Genomic DNA, 14,428 nt, shown 5'->3' with positions numbered 1-14,428 from the left:
TCCGACAAACCAGCCCGAGGGAATACGACGAATCCTTCATCCCCTGCACTACCCATGACTGGCAAGCAGAAGAAATGGCCTGCCATAATAGGAACATACAGAAGAATCAGATCCGGAATAATCAACAGAAGATGAGAGGGACAATATCGATGAGCTATCCAGATGATACGAACAACGGGGGCCAGAGCCCCAATGACCAGGGTTCGGCCAACGGCTGGTCCCAGAACGATCAGGCAGACGAAACCGCCTCAGGACCCACGGCTTACCTGAATCAGCCTCAACCAGGACAATCCGGCTATGCACAGCCAGCTTCGGATCAGAGCGACATCTACCATCCGATCAGCGAAGTCCAAAGACCTGCCGACGACCACCGCCAGGAACAGGCCTACCAAGAGCAGCCATATCGTCAGCAGCCGGGCTACAACCAACAACAGCCCTATGGCCAGCAGTACTATGGACAACAGCAGGCGCCCTATGGCCAAGTTCCGAATCCCGACCAGGCCAATGGCCAGGCCAATGGCACAACCCCGCCGTCAGGCTATGCATCGGGCAACCCTTATCAGACACCCGAGGGTTGGTCGCAGGCAGGCTACCAATCGGGGTATCAAGCAGGCCAACAGCCCGGGCCTCAGATTCCACAGTATCCGGCCTATCCCTATGCGGATGCCGGATTCAATGGCGAGCCGCCACTGAACGCGCCCTGGTACGGCATTGACTTCGTAAGCGCCTGCAAGCGTTTCTTCGTCAAATACGCGGTCTTCTCCGGAAGGGCCTCCCGTGGGGAATATTGGTGGCCTGTTCTCATGGTCTTCCTCATCGACTTTGCGCTCTCGCTCATCACCTCAGAATTCTTCTTTGTGGGACGGATCCTGTCCCTCCTGGTTACCCTTGGATTTTTCATACCGAATCTGGCTGTGGGCGTACGGCGACTTCACGACACCAACATGTCCGGTCTCTGGATACTTTTGCCCTTCGTAAGCGAGCTGGTGGGCGGCATCCCTCTGGTCTTCGCCATCATAGCTATTATAGACGGGCACCCGGGATCCTCGCTCTCCCTGCTTGGCTTGGGCGCATTGATCATGATCGCCGGAGCCGTCGCCGGGATCGTTCTACTGGCCCGGCCTAGCGATCCACGAGGAGCCCGCTTCGACCGCTGAATCTTCTCTGCCCTCCGCCTTGACCCACGCCAAGGAGAAGGGCAGAAATTATTAAAGCTCCACAGGAGGCTTGTTGAGGTCCTCGGGCACATGGGCGAACTTGGCCTGCAGAGCCTCTCGACTCTTGCGCTCATCATCCTCCTTGGCCTTGCGCTTGGCCTCCTCGGGGTCCCAGAGCACCTCCTGACGATGGCGGTCCCACTCAGCGCCCACCAGAGGGGCCAGCAGATCGGCGAAAGCCTCGGGATCATTCAGCAATCCCAGGGCGTGGACGACATCCTCGCCAGACAGGAAAGCCCGGGGAATGCCCAGTCGCTCGTTGAGCTCATTGACATAGACCAGGATTGGCGCGGCGGCCGCAGCATGGCCAGGGTCAGCACCTGCACGCTGAAGCAGATCACGGCAGATCTCCAGACTCGCAGCAAGGGCCTGGGCCACTTCCTCCTTGTCCTGAGAAGATTCGGAAGATTTGTTCTGATCCTGCAGGGACTGCTCGGCCTTGGCCACTCCGGCAGCCACATCCTGCTGCCGGGCCTGGTCCCAGCCGCTGCCCAAAGTGTCAGCCAAATCCGCAAGCGCCTTGGACTGGTCGCCCTGCGCCTGTGCAGCCGCCTCGATGGCGTCATTGGCCGCCATGAGGGCATCCACCAGCTCCTGAGGACGTCCGGGGATGTCCTCAGCGCCCTCATAGACGTATTCAGCGTCAGGGATAGTCACATCCTCACCCGTCATCAGCTGTGCCAGCACCATGCTGATGCGCACCTGCAGGTCCTCCGCATACTTGGCGTCGTTGGCCAGATGCTCGGCCTTTGTCAAGGGCCAAAGGTCCACCAGCCTGGCCCCCTGTTCAGCTGCCTCAGCCACGGCGGGCCGTCCGCTTATCGACTCCGCGCTCGATTGCACATCCACCATGATCATCACGCTCCTTCATCGGGTTCTCGGACAATCTTCCACGACAGTATCCCCTGCCATCCTAGGCCGCTCAAGCGGTCTTCACACGCCTGCCGCCGGGTTTGCATAGGCGATTCCCAGCACTTTGCCGGTAGCGCAGTCAAGGGTGATAGAGGTCACCGAGGCCAGGGCAGTAGCCCGGAGGAGCATATTGTGCTCGGGATGGCCGGTCTCCAAGAGGTGGCGATACGACCAGATGGGCGACTCATGTGAAACAGCCAGAACCTGTGCATCAGGATGGCTGCGGACCACCTGCCGGACAAAATTCCCCACTCGCCGGGCGATCTGCCGATAGGACTCCCCCCAGCTGGGACGGCGTAGATCCAGAATCAGCCTCAGGTTGGAGGGCCGCCAGAGGGCCCCCTGCCCGTGACCGATGCGCTTGCCGCGGAATTCGTTGCCGGCCTCGATCAGACGACGATCGTATTTAGGTTCCAACGGTTTCAAGCCGTGCTGGGCACGGGCGGGGTTGATCTGCTCAAGCAGGATGGCCGCGGTCTCCCTGGTCCTGTCCAGCGGAGAGGAGTAGACGGCTTCCAGATCGCGCATGCCGGGAGCCTCGGCCATAAAGCGGGCCGTCGCCTCGACCATGGCTCTGCCTCTGTCCGACAAGTGGAATCCCGGCAATCGCTCATAGAGAATATGATCGGGATTATCAACCTGGCCATGACGGACGAAATGAATGGTCGTCGCAGGCACGACCCACCTCCCAAACTCCCCGGCGAGCCTCATCAGTGGCCATGACGGAGGGTAGAATTATCAGTATCCCAATGGCACCCGTCAGGTGCCGATATGGTTACCACTGTAGCAGTCCCCCCAGCAGCCTCACATCCCTTCATACGTGGGGAAGGTCCTGAGGAAAACATGCTTCGGGACCGTGCAAACACCCTAGGAAAGCGAGACGAACAGCCCATGCCACGGCAATTGAAGGCAGCTCTGGTCGAAGCCGGCCGCAGGGTCTTCGGAGGATACTCGGCGCTCCTGCAACTGCCTCACACGGCACAGTTCGCAGTGGGGTCGGTCATTGCCTCCATGCCCTTCCCCATGGTGGGCATGACCATCACCATCTCGGTGCAGCACTACTACGGCAGTTATGCCCTGGCCGGCGCCCTGACCGCCATCCAGGCCGTGGCCCTGGCCCTAGTCAGCCCAATGCTGGGCAAGATGGTCGACAAGTTCGGCCAGCGACAGGTTTCCATCCCCACGGTTCTGGTCTGGATCGTGGCCGCCACAGTCCTGATCACAGCCATCACCGCCCATGCTCCCACCTGGGTGCTCTACCTGGTCACCCCCTTCATGGCGGCCATTCCGCCCTGGGGAGCCATGAGTCGCAGCCGGTGGACGCATCTGCTTCGTGGCGACCATCGAGCCACCAACCAGGCCCTGTCCCTGTCAGGGGTATTCGACGAGGCCATGTGGGTGATCGGCAACCCATTGGCTTCCATCCTGGCGGTCATTTCAGGCGTGTTGGCCTTCTCCTTCACTGGGATCTGCGTGCTGGTGGGAGCCTTTATGTTCCTCTCCTGCCGAGAAACCGAGCCGCCCTCACAGACGGACATGGCCCGCGCCCAAGGCATCACCCGCAAAAAGTACAGAGAACGGCAAGCTCAGCAGGTGGCTAGTCTGCGGGCCCATGAGGGCGGAAACAGCCGCAGCGGCGCCTTCTGGAGCGCTGGCATGATCGCCGTCTGCGCCACTTGGTTCGGTCTGGGAGCTTTTCAGAGCGCAGCGTCCATCTCCATCATCGCCTTCGCCACAGAGCAAGGGATGAAGCAGATGACCGGGTTCGTTTTCGCCTGCTTCTCCTTCAGCTCCCTGGTCGGCGCCCTGCTTTACGGGGCCAAGAACTGGACTATTCCACTCTGGAAGCGTTTCTACTTCTGCCTGCTGGTGGTCAACCTGGGTATCGGAACCTTCATGTTTGCCAGGAATCTGTGGACCATCATGGTCATCTATCTGATCATCGGCGTCTGCCAGGCACCCACCTGGATCAACGGCAACCAGCTCATGCTCCACCTGGTGCCGCCCATCCGCTTCACCGAAGGCATGGCCTGGCTGAGTGCCATGAATTCGATCGGGTCCTCAGCCGGTTCGGCAGTGGCCGGGCAGTTCATCGACCGTTACGGGTCCCAGGGCGGATTCGGGGTGGTCACTACTCTAGCTCTGGCCTCGCTGGCCATCGCCTTTGTAGGCTTCCGTCAGATCCGCAACAGCACCGAGGAACCCATTCTGACCGAGCTGCCTGCCTAAGGCCATAACGTAAGGCTTTTGCGCACAAGCGGCTCCTGGTACACCACCAGCGCAGGAGGAATGATTGAATAGACTACCGTGCGTAGATTAATCGGACAGCTGCTCAAGTTCGGCATCGTGGGCATCATCGCCTTCCTGATCGACATCGGCATCATGAATCTGCTGATCATGGGGCCGCACCTGAACAATGTCCTGGCCGGAGCCATCTCCTTCCTGATCTCACTGGTCTTCAACTACCTGGCCAGCATGCGCTACGTCTTCAAGCATCGGGAAGACATGGCCCGGTGGATGGAAATGACGGTCTTCCTGGTCTCCTCGGTCATCGGCCTGGGGATCAACGAAGTAATCCTGTGGACAGGCACTGCCATGCTGCCCCCGGATGCCATCACCACCATGCACGCCCGCTACCTGCTCTATTCAAACATCGCGAAGATCACAGCCACCGTGGTGGTGGCCATCTGGAACTTCCTGATCCGCAAGTGGCTGCTGGACGCGCCCGCGCCTGGCAGGCCGGTCAACCCGCGTTCAGTGGCTCACCGTTTGGGCGCCTGGTCCCTGCGTCACCGGCCCTTCGGCTGGCGCTGAGCTCATCAATCTGGTCGAGGCTACTATGGAGAAGAAAGTATAGTCAGCTATCCGCCAGGCGGGCCGAATCGTCTTGATTGGGTCATGGCCGGACGGACCGGAAAGGAAGCGCCATGCCCGTCATCCACACTCACGTAAGCACACCCCTTACTGCCGAACAGCGCAATCGGATCAAGACCGCCTACGGCAAGGCCATCACCGCTGTCCCCGGTAAGTCTGAGGGCTGGCTCATGTGCCCCTTCGAGTCGGACATGCCCATCTACTTCGGTGGTGATGACAGCAAGCCCGCAGCCTATGTCGAGGTCAACGTCTTCGGCAGCGCTGTCCCCAAGTCCGCCTGGGAAAGCCTGACCAAGACCATCATGGACACACTGGAATCTGAGCTGTCCATCCCCAAGGACCGCACCTACATTCGCTACACGGCCACTACCGACTGGGGTTGGAACGGCGGCAACTTTTAGAGCAGGCAATCCCCTGCAAGGCATAAGGAGGCCTTCCCGCGCATATACCTGCTGCGGGAAGGCCTCCTGCTTAAGCCCGGATCCCTATTCCGAAGGATCGTTAAGGGATGATCGGGGTCAACGGATTGAAGATGGCCGTTGACCCCAGGATTTGCTACTCTGCGACAACCTTGACCGTAAAAGCAGCCGAGATCTCGGGATGCAGGGCCACAGTTGCCGGGAATTCGCCAGTGGTCTTGATGGTCTCCACGGAAATAGCGCGGGGATCGACGTCAGCCAAGGGGCGAAGAGCCTGGGCGATGGCATCGCTTGAGATGCCGCCGAAGAGCTTGCCCGAATCGGACACCTTGGCTGTGATCTCGACGGTCTGCCCATCGATGGCAGCCTTGGCAGCCATGGCATCCTCACGGGTGGCCATGGACTTGGCTCGACGGGCCCGCTGCAGGGACTCGATCTGCGCAGCAGCGCCCTTGGACCAGGCGAAAGCCAGTCCCTGGGGGATAAGGAAGTTGCGCGCATAACCGGGCTTGACCCCGACAACGTCGCCTTTGTGACCCAGATCGGTTACGGTATCGGTCAGAATAACCTTGGTTTCCTTTGCCATAATCCGGACCTCCCTCAGCGACCGTTGGTGGCGTAGGGCAGCAGGGCCATCTCGCGGGCGTTCTTGATGGCCTTGGAAATCTCGCGCTGCTCCTGGACGGTGACGCCGGTGATACGGCGGGAACGGATCTTGCCGCGGTCAGAGATGAACTTGCGCAGCAGAGCCACGTCCTTGTAATCAATGGTATGAATCTTGGCAGCCCTCAGAGGATTCGGCTTCTTCTTGAAGGGCTTGACCGGCGGTTGCGGCCTCTTGCGTGACATATGTTCTCCTTAAATGAATGATGACGCTATGAAACTTCAGAATTCGGGTTCGTCCCCGGAACCACCGAACTCGCCGGTGGACCCGAAGGATCCGAAGGAATCGCCGGACCCGGTCGATGACCAAGGATCCTGAGCAGGGGCCTGCTGGGTCTGCGCTGGCTGCTGACGACCCATAGGAGCCGATGCCGTGCCAGCGCCACCCTGGTAGGAAGCCCCACCCTGGTAGCCGCCATTGGCGGATCCTGCGAAACCACGGGATCCACCGCCACCAGTGTTGGAGTTCCTAGTGACCTGGGCGGTGTTCCGTGTCAGTGCGGGTCCGATCTCGTCCAGACGCAGCTCCACGACTGTGCGGTTATTGCCCTCACGATCCTGATAGGAGCGCTGCACCAGACGACCCTGAGCGATCACCCTCATGCCCTTGGCCAGACTGGCCTGGATGTTCGAGGCCATGGGACTGTAAGTGGAATCCCAGGCCGAGCAACGCATGAAGAGCGAGTCGCCGTCCTCCCACTGCCCCGAGTTCCTGTTGAACTGCCTGGGCGTGGACGCGATGGTCAGGTTGGCCACCGTGCCTCCGTTGGAGGTCGTACGCACCTCCGGATCCGCAGTGAGATTACCCACTACGGTGATATATGTATCTCCCGCCATGTCACGACCTTTCCTAGGAATGAGGACTTGGGAATGGGCCTGCTGGGGCGAATCCCGCACCCTTGAACCATCGACGCGGGGCTCGAATCTCAGCCGACGCTCCGACGTCCTTTTGCTGTTTGCTTACTTGTCATCCTTGCGAAGAATCTTGGTGCGGATGACGGACTCGTTCAGGTTGAGCACACGATCGAGCTCAGCGCTGGCAGAAGGCTCGCAGGTGTACTCAACCACCACGTAGTTGCCTTCCTTATGCTTGTCGATCTCGTAGGCCAGCTTGCGACGGCCCCAGACATCGATGTTGTCGACGGAGCCGCCTTCCTTGGTGACCACCTCGAGATACTGGTCGGTCAGCTTCTTCAGCGAGCGCTCATCCATGGCCGGATCGGCAATGAACATCAATTCATACTTATGCGCAGACATCACCCACCTCCTTTGGACTTACAGGTCACGGACCTTCCGTGACAGGAGGGTGCTTCAAGCCGACGGACTGGCTTCTGTAACGCCAGAACCACCGAACTATGTTTGTATAATATACTGTTAGCCGGACTGAATCCCAGCAGGAACGCTGAATGCACAATCATTTGCTCTGCACCACTTCAGAAGCCCTCTGCTTACGATTTGCCGTGGCTGTTGCAAAACCTAGACGAATCGGCAGGGGGGGGGGGGGGGCAAGTATTGATTTCAATACTCTGCACGGTACATAGGAAAGCCCCACTAGACTGGCTCCTATGACTGTCAGCCAAGATTTGGTATCCATCATCATTCCTGTGTACAACTCAGCCAAATATCTACCATACTGCCTTGATTCCATCTGTAGGCAGACATACCGGCATCTGCAGATTATTCTGGTGGATGATGGATCCACAGACGGATCCAGCGGCATTTGCGAACGATATGCGGCCCGAGATCATCGCATCCAGGTGATACACCAAGAGAACAAGGGTATCTCCATGGCCCAAAACGCAGGTCTTGATGCCAGCAAGGGCGCCTACTTGGCCTTCGCTGACAACGATGACGTTCTTGACAGGAGGAACATCGAATTACTTCTCTACGCCCTGAAATCCACTGATGCCGACATGAGTAAAGCCAGATGGCGGCAATTTGGCCCCTCACAGATGCATTTTATCGCCAATGAAGCCGCTTACGGTGCCGCTACACCCCGGAGCATAAAAGTCATTACCAATCCCCTCAAGGCTTATCAGACCTACTTCTGTAAGAGTGTTCGCATCATTATGGATATGATCGACAGTTCTGGTGAAGCCAGGTATTTCAACGAGGCCAATTGGTGCAGACTCTACAAGGCTGAGCTGTGGAAGAGCATCCGCTTCCCCCCTGGTCACTATGCGCAGGACATTATGGTGGCTGGCCCGCTATACCGACAAATGTCCAAGGTAGCAGACGTTGATGCGATCTTGTACTACTGGCTGCAGTCGCCCTCATCCGTAACCCATACCCTCCGTAGCGTGGACTTCTACAGAGACAATGTTTATGCTGGCCTTACCAATTTCAAATTAGCTCATGACAGCGGAATCACCCCAATGCGTAGTTACTACTCCATTTGGGATGGTCTCCGTTCGGAAACCTCTGCAGGAGGGTCGGATCCGAGCAACGAACAGAAACTGCGTCTGGACCGGAAGCGGGCCGAAACCCTCTTCAGGAGCATGGGGATTTTCCAGAGAATCCGCTGCACCATCACTACATGGGTCAGACATCTAGAAAAGCTGGTCTATGACGCCAAGATCAAAAATATAGCCTAGCCAGCTGGAAATTCAGTCCTCTCGGATCCAAAAGTTACCTGACGTCCTGGATAGGTTGGGGTTGTAATAGGGGTCGTTCTCAACTGCATCGGCATGTTTGCTTCGGAAAATCTCGGACTCCCTTTCCAGCCTCTCCCTTTTCCGCTTATTCTTGGCATCGTTTCCCCGAGTCACCGACTCAAAATGGTAGAGCTCCGCCTCATGAACCCAGACGTTGTCCTTGCCCAGCTGATCATGAATCCGCACACACAAATCGACATCGTTGTATGCAACCGCCAGATCCTCGTCGAAGCCGGACACAGCCTGGAAGTCCTTGGCCTTGACCATGCAACATGCCGCCGTCACGGCGTAGTAGTTGACGTTCTCGATGAGTCTGCCGAAATAGCCAAGGTGGGTCCGTGGCGTGCCGACCATGATATGCCCGGCCACGCCTCCAAGCCCCAGAACAATGCCAGCATGCTGAATGGTGTTGACCGGGTAATAGAGCTTGGCTCCAACAACTCCTATCCGTTGCAGCTGGGCGAAGGAGACCATGCGCGTCATCCAGAGTGGGCTGATGACCTGAGTGTCGTCGTTCAGGAAGAGAAGGTATTCCCCCCTGGCCTCCTTGGCGGCCAGGTTGTTGATGCGGGAGAAGTTGAAGGGAATGTCGAGCTCAAGCACCCTGAACCTGTCGCCCAGGCGCTCCTTGTATCTGGCATACAGATTCTTCATGGCAGGGTTCCTGCTGCCGTTATCAACGATGAGCACCTCATAGTTCGCGTACTGGGTCTTCCCGATAAGCGAATCCATGCACCGCTCGATATTGTCATAGCCATCCTTAGTAGGAATAATCACCGACACCAAGGCCGAGCCATCAATGCGATAGTGGACATCGTAAATGCCGCTTGGACCGGCCGAGGCCACATCAGCTTCGATTCCCCTGCGTTCCATCGCCGAACAAAGAGCACGCATTCCCGCTTCCGATGCATAATCTTTGGCACCACTGCTGGAGGCGGTCGAAGTGGGCAACGTTCTCCAGTGGTAGAGCACCTTTGCTATGTGCTGAACCCTTGAAGGCTCGGTCTGCTCCATGAACCGCAGAAGCATGTCATAATCCTGGGAACCCTCATATCCAGACCGAAAACCACCGATTTTATCGACAATGGACTTTCGGTAAACGCCCAAATGGCTGATGTAGTTGGTGCTCAGGAGAAGATCAGGCTCGTAGTCGGGCTTAAAATGCGGGTCGAACCGATGGCCCTGCTCATCCACCTTGTCCTCATCGCTGTATACCAGGTCTGTTTCAGGTTTTGCATTGAGCCGCTTGACCACCTCAAAAAGGGCCTGAGGAGGCAGTTCATCGTCATTGTCGACTAGAGCCACGAATTCTCCGGTTGCAATCTCAAGGGCTGAGTTGGTTGCCCGCGATATGTGTCCATTCTCAGTTCTGAACACGACTTTGATGCGTTCATCCTCTGTGTTCAGTTGTTTGAGGACGGCAGCCACTCGGGAATCCGTGGAGCAGTCATCGGCCAGACAGAGCTCCCAGTTGGTGTAATACTGGTTGCGGATGGAATCCACACAGGCCCGCAACCACCTCGGCTCGACGTTGTAGACAGGCACCAAGATGGAGATCAGAGGTTTATGCACGAAACTTTCGATATTGGACTCAACAGCCGCCCTATCGTAATGTTCAGTGCGAGCGATGAGCTTCCTGTAAGCTTTTTGCTGTCGGCGAGGCGCCAAATAGCGATCAGAAAGGCACCGAGCAAGACGACGGGGATGCCTAATAGCAGCAGCCCGTCTGAGCAGGTCCTCAAACCTGAACATTACCCGTGAGCGAGGTACTTTCAAAGACATGGAAACATGACCGGAAGGGCCAGAAAAGACCAAAGCAGGGTGCTCAGAGCGAAAGGCTGCCAGCCCGTATGGCAGACCGATCCTTACCTTGAACCCAAGCTCTGAATCGATGGGCATGGCCATGGCCATATTCACATCTGGTCTAAGCATCCGCTCTACTTCTCCCAGACTGGCATTTTTTCCAGGTGATATGTCTATCAACGCGGGCTCATGCGCTTCCAAATCGGCCGCCCAACCTGTCACGGTGATAGCGGAGAAATCCGAAGAAACCAGAATCTGGTCAATGGACCCCTCAAGAGGGGCGTGATCTGGCTTCAAGGAGGGAAAGAAAGCCGAGGCGAATGGATCAACCATGTCCTGATGAGCAGCCAGATATCGATCTAAGTCATCACGGGATATCTCCGCTAGATTTTCTGCATTGTCGACGAAGAGGGAATAAGGCTGCCAGAGGGTGGTAAGCCCGTGTTCCTGCTGTAGTCTTGCACAGTAGTCAATGCCCTGAAGACCTGCTGGAAGGGACTCATCAAACCCCCTCATTCTTTCGAAATCCCGCCGCCGAGTGAGCATGCAGTCCTCTGTAACGGCAAACATGTCCCGAGGGAGAAGGTCGCGGAAGTAATATCCAATGCCTTGGTCCCAGTCTCCTCGCATCTCAAAGGGCCGGCCCGCCTTCATCGCGCGCAGAGTCACCCCCACATTTGCAACGCGGCCTTGGCCATCCATGATTTTGCCGCCGACCACGCCTACCTGATCGTCTCGGATGTAGTTGACCATCTCGGTCAGCCAGTCGGTTCTTTTGGGATTCTTCCTATCCAAAAAGACCAAGATGTCTTCATCGCATCCACGCGCAGCCTCGTCGTAACCTTTCCCGCCAGCCGGCACGAACCTCACCCTGGCGTAGTCAGTTCCAGCCTCAAGCTCGTGGAGCTTTTCCTCCGTATACCCTGAAGCAACAACAGCCACTGAGGGCGCTTCGCCACGGTAGTCGATCTTATAAGTGCCGAGATTATCGAGCATACTGACGCTGCCGTCGATCCCCCGACGCTCAAGGGCATTTTCGAGCGCAGACTTGCCGGCTCTATAAGCGTACATTTTGCTGCGGGGGTCCCCCGCCACCGAGCTGGAAAGGGTCCTCCAGTGATACATGATTTGTGAAATGTGATGAACCTTCTTCGCCTGCTCGGTCGCTCTGAGGACGAAGTCGTAGTCCTGGCTCCCGTCGAAGACTGAGTTCAGGCCTCCGACCTTCTGCAGCAGTGCTCTGGAGACGGTCACGAAGTGGGTGATGTAGTTATGGCTCAGCAGGAGGTGTGGAGAAAAATCCGGCTTGAAGAAAGGATCAAATCTGACTCCCTTCTCCGTAATCTTGTCCTCATCCGTATAAATGAAGTCGATAGTGGGATCGGAATTGATCGCCAAGACCACCTCGTAGAGGGCATTGGGAGCAAGCTCGTCGTCATTGTCCATGAAGCCGACGAACTGCCCCGTGGCCAGCTCAATAGCAGAGTTCGTGGCAGCGGATATCCCGCCGTTCTTCTCTCTGAACACTGCATGGATTCGAGAATCACTGGCGGAGATGTCCTTCAGCAGGGTCCGCACCGATGCATCGGGGGAATGGTCATCGGCCAGGCAAAGTTCCCAGTTTGAGTACCATTGGGCCTTTATAGACTCTACGCACTTGCGCAGCCATTGCTCATCCACATTATATACGGGGACCACTATCGAAATCAGGGGTTTCTTGGCAAACCCCTCTAAGGCATGCTTCGCCACCTCGGGCTTTTCTACCTCGTGGGTCCGTATCCATTCGTCATAAAACTTCTGCCGCTTGGTAATCCTTCTCTTCAAATGCTTCACCAAGGCCCTGAAATTGGCTGAGAAAGAGTCTTGAACAAGACGACGGGCAATCCGATTCAAGCGTTGCCTCTTTCTGTCTTTTTTAAGCCTCTGTTCCAAGCATGCCAGGTCTATCTGAATCGGTCGCTCGGCACCGTTAATCATAAAGAAAAGACTGAATGACCCCTTGTTAGCAGGAATTACGGCGACAAATCCCGGTCGGGCTGAAGATTTCAGCTCAAAGGTGGTGGTGATGTCCGGCCTGTCCTGCCGTTCAACGGTGACGTCATCATCCTTGGATCGTATGCCCAGTGCGATCCTGCGATAGGTATCCACAGCCCAACCGGATACCGTTACGATGCCTGTTGTAGGGTTTCTCACCAGATCCTCAATGGAAACCTCATAATTCATGGCGCTATGAACGATCATCCTTTTGCTTCCTCGTCTTCACACTTCTAAGAGTCCTATAAATTTTGATCAATAAAGACACAAGCGGCTGATTTCTGAATCGATGCCATCGCTCAAGATCAACACGGTCACTGTCCTGATGCCGTCGGATCCGTTCGGTCAACATGGCCAGAGGGCGGGGAGGGACATGGTCAAGAGGATATACGCGAGCAGCCAGTGAAACCTCCTTCCCCGAGGGATCTGTTTCTATATAAAGCTGGGGATCAGGGGAGAAAAAGAACATAGTACCCGCATTCGCAAAAGAGGCATTTGAGCTAACTTTTACCTTGGCTGCAGCGGGCGCACGAACAGTCAGATCGGTAATTAGACAGGGCAGCTCGCCAAAATCGATCCGACAGATCCCATAATCGCCCGCCGGTATTACAAGATGGTTCTCCTCCTGCATGGATTCAAAAAGCGTCGTCCGCCCGCTGACAGGAAAAGCATTATTTTTGCCTCGAAACAGTTGAATCTGTTGCCGGTAAAAAGCCAATTTTGGGTTGTTGGCTAGCTGGTTGGAGCGGACATAATCCTCGATCATCTGGCTGTTCCGTAAAAGATAATCGACATAGCCCTGATCAATGCCTGTCAGGGGTTCTGGTCTGGCAGACATATCACCAAGCACACGGTCCACGGCCCTGTCAATCGAAAAACGGCGAATGAACTCGTCGTGCCAAGCTGTCTGAAAATTGCAAGCAGCAGTGTACCCTTCAAGAATCTGAGCCGCCAGGATGGAGCCATCAATCGTACTCTCAGCATGACGACTGATCTCAGCAACCAAGGATGGACAGGAGCCCTCCATTCTGCCAGAGAAATTAAACCGAGCAGCCCGCTCATAGTTCTCCGCCGTCAAATAGCCAGGTCCGCCAAACCGGTCGTAAATGAAAACCGGTATGCCTTGAACAAGACAGTATTGCACGGTCTTGCCGATGGTTACTACACAATCATACCTGTCCAGCAAATCCGGCGTGGTTAAAGAATTGGCTTCCTCGGTCACATCGCCCAACCTGTCCACCACTAGACCCTGCGCTTTAAGCGAGTCAACTGCTTGAAGAAGTTCGGACGGTGTGTGATTGGAGACAATGAGAATTCTGCCCAGCTCAGGTCGAACGGCATGCCGCCTCTCAACAAAGCTCATCGGAGCAGGGTTGGGATATATGGCAAAGCGGGAATCATTCCTGGGAAAGTACCTCTGCTGGGCCTCGAGAGTTCCCGGAGAATTGAATACGATCCGATCCGCAAGTCGGTTCTCCAACTCATAGGTATAGGGCTGCTCTAGATGGACTTCACGGTACGGAGACATATGAGAGAAGACCACGCACGGGCGAGGGCCGGAACCCAGTCCTGCGACCTGTCGGAAAAAGGCCCGAGGCAAGACCTCGTGCTGCACCCAGATGAGGTCGAAATCCGTCATACTCAAATCCGCAGACTCCGCCATATCGCTGGTGATAATCCGAACGCCGGACTGAATAAACAGGGAACTGACAAGGTCATCGACAATCCAGGCATAGACCGTAACGGTGCACCCAGCACTCTGAAGGTATCGGGCCAGCTCTAAGGCCTGCACCTCACTGCCCCCTATATGATCCAAAGAGCTCTGGGTAATAAGTACGCGTTCTCCCTGCAT

General features: G+C 56.4%; 13 protein-coding genes. 5 read left to right on the top strand and 8 right to left on the bottom strand.

Features of this window, described 5'->3' with window-relative positions; translation table 11 throughout:
- Window positions 1-149: 149 nt before the first annotated feature.
- On the top strand, window positions 150-1,157 hold the full coding sequence (locus J3T95_RS07610; RefSeq protein ID WP_267451005.1) for a DUF805 domain-containing protein: 1,008 nt from the start codon (window positions 150-152) through the stop codon (window positions 1,155-1,157).
- Between the two features lie 51 nt (window positions 1,158-1,208).
- On the opposite strand, the gene J3T95_RS07605 is transcribed toward J3T95_RS07610, so the two are convergent.
- Window positions 1,209-2,075, bottom strand: coding sequence for a hypothetical protein (locus J3T95_RS07605; RefSeq protein ID WP_267451004.1), 867 nt, complete (start codon window positions 2,073-2,075; stop codon window positions 1,209-1,211).
- Window positions 2,076-2,150: 75 nt separating this feature from the next.
- Entirely contained in the window at window positions 2,151-2,807 is a 657-nt protein-coding gene (locus tag J3T95_RS07600) for a histidine phosphatase family protein (RefSeq protein ID WP_267451003.1), read from the bottom strand.
- Window positions 2,808-3,020: 213 nt separating this feature from the next.
- Here J3T95_RS07600 and J3T95_RS07595 point away from each other — a divergent pair, with 213 nt between their 5' ends.
- The 3 genes from J3T95_RS07595 (at window position 3,021) to J3T95_RS07585 (ending at window position 5,404) form a co-directional block, all read left to right on the top strand.
- A complete protein-coding gene (locus J3T95_RS07595) occupies window positions 3,021-4,358 on the top strand; it encodes an MFS transporter (protein WP_267451002.1) in 1,338 nt (445 codons plus the stop codon).
- 78 nt (window positions 4,359-4,436) lie between these two features.
- Window positions 4,437-4,943, top strand: a complete 507-nt coding sequence (locus J3T95_RS07590; protein WP_267451001.1) for a GtrA family protein — start codon at window positions 4,437-4,439, stop codon at window positions 4,941-4,943.
- Window positions 4,944-5,056: 113 nt separating this feature from the next.
- Window positions 5,057-5,404, top strand: a complete 348-nt coding sequence (locus J3T95_RS07585; RefSeq protein ID WP_267430748.1) for a phenylpyruvate tautomerase MIF-related protein — start codon at window positions 5,057-5,059, stop codon at window positions 5,402-5,404.
- Between the two features lie 154 nt (window positions 5,405-5,558).
- Here J3T95_RS07585 and rplI read toward each other — a convergent pair whose 3' ends face one another.
- From rplI to rpsF, 4 genes are all read right to left on the bottom strand, one after another.
- The gene (gene rplI / locus J3T95_RS07580) at window positions 5,559-6,008 is read right to left on the bottom strand and encodes a 50S ribosomal protein L9 (RefSeq protein WP_267451000.1); all 450 of its coding nucleotides are present in this window, start codon (window positions 6,006-6,008) and stop codon (window positions 5,559-5,561) included.
- A gap of 14 nt (window positions 6,009-6,022) precedes the next feature.
- Entirely contained in the window at window positions 6,023-6,271 is a 249-nt protein-coding gene (gene rpsR, locus J3T95_RS07575) for a 30S ribosomal protein S18 (RefSeq protein ID WP_015021310.1), read from the bottom strand.
- A gap of 36 nt (window positions 6,272-6,307) precedes the next feature.
- Window positions 6,308-6,922: a single-stranded DNA-binding protein gene (locus J3T95_RS07570; RefSeq protein ID WP_267450999.1), complete on the bottom strand. Its 615-nt coding sequence runs from the start codon at window positions 6,920-6,922 to the stop codon at window positions 6,308-6,310.
- Between the two features lie 123 nt (window positions 6,923-7,045).
- The gene (gene rpsF, locus J3T95_RS07565; protein ID WP_015021308.1) at window positions 7,046-7,342 is read right to left on the bottom strand and encodes a 30S ribosomal protein S6; all 297 of its coding nucleotides are present in this window, start codon (window positions 7,340-7,342) and stop codon (window positions 7,046-7,048) included.
- Between the two features lie 308 nt (window positions 7,343-7,650).
- Here rpsF and J3T95_RS07560 point away from each other — a divergent pair, with 308 nt between their 5' ends.
- Window positions 7,651-8,679: a glycosyltransferase family 2 protein gene (locus J3T95_RS07560; RefSeq protein ID WP_267450998.1), complete on the top strand. Its 1,029-nt coding sequence runs from the start codon at window positions 7,651-7,653 to the stop codon at window positions 8,677-8,679.
- A 12-nt stretch (window positions 8,680-8,691) separates the two neighbouring features.
- Here the strand turns inward: J3T95_RS07560 and J3T95_RS07555 are convergent, their stop codons facing one another.
- Window positions 8,692-12,783: a glycosyltransferase gene (locus J3T95_RS07555; RefSeq protein ID WP_267450997.1), complete on the bottom strand. Its 4,092-nt coding sequence runs from the start codon at window positions 12,781-12,783 to the stop codon at window positions 8,692-8,694.
- Window positions 12,770-14,428 (bottom strand): glycosyltransferase, encoded by a 1,659-nt coding sequence (locus J3T95_RS07550; protein WP_267450996.1) that lies wholly within the window; start codon window positions 14,426-14,428, stop codon window positions 12,770-12,772. Before J3T95_RS07550 ends, J3T95_RS07555 begins: the two co-directional genes overlap by 14 nt.

Origin of the sequence: Bifidobacterium sp. B4079, from assembly GCF_026537385.1 — a bacterium.
GTDB lineage: Bacteria > Actinomycetota > Actinomycetes > Actinomycetales > Bifidobacteriaceae > Bombiscardovia > Bombiscardovia asteroides_I.
The sequence above is the reverse complement of the archived record's forward strand: the minus strand, read 5'-3'. Positions and strand labels throughout refer to the sequence as shown.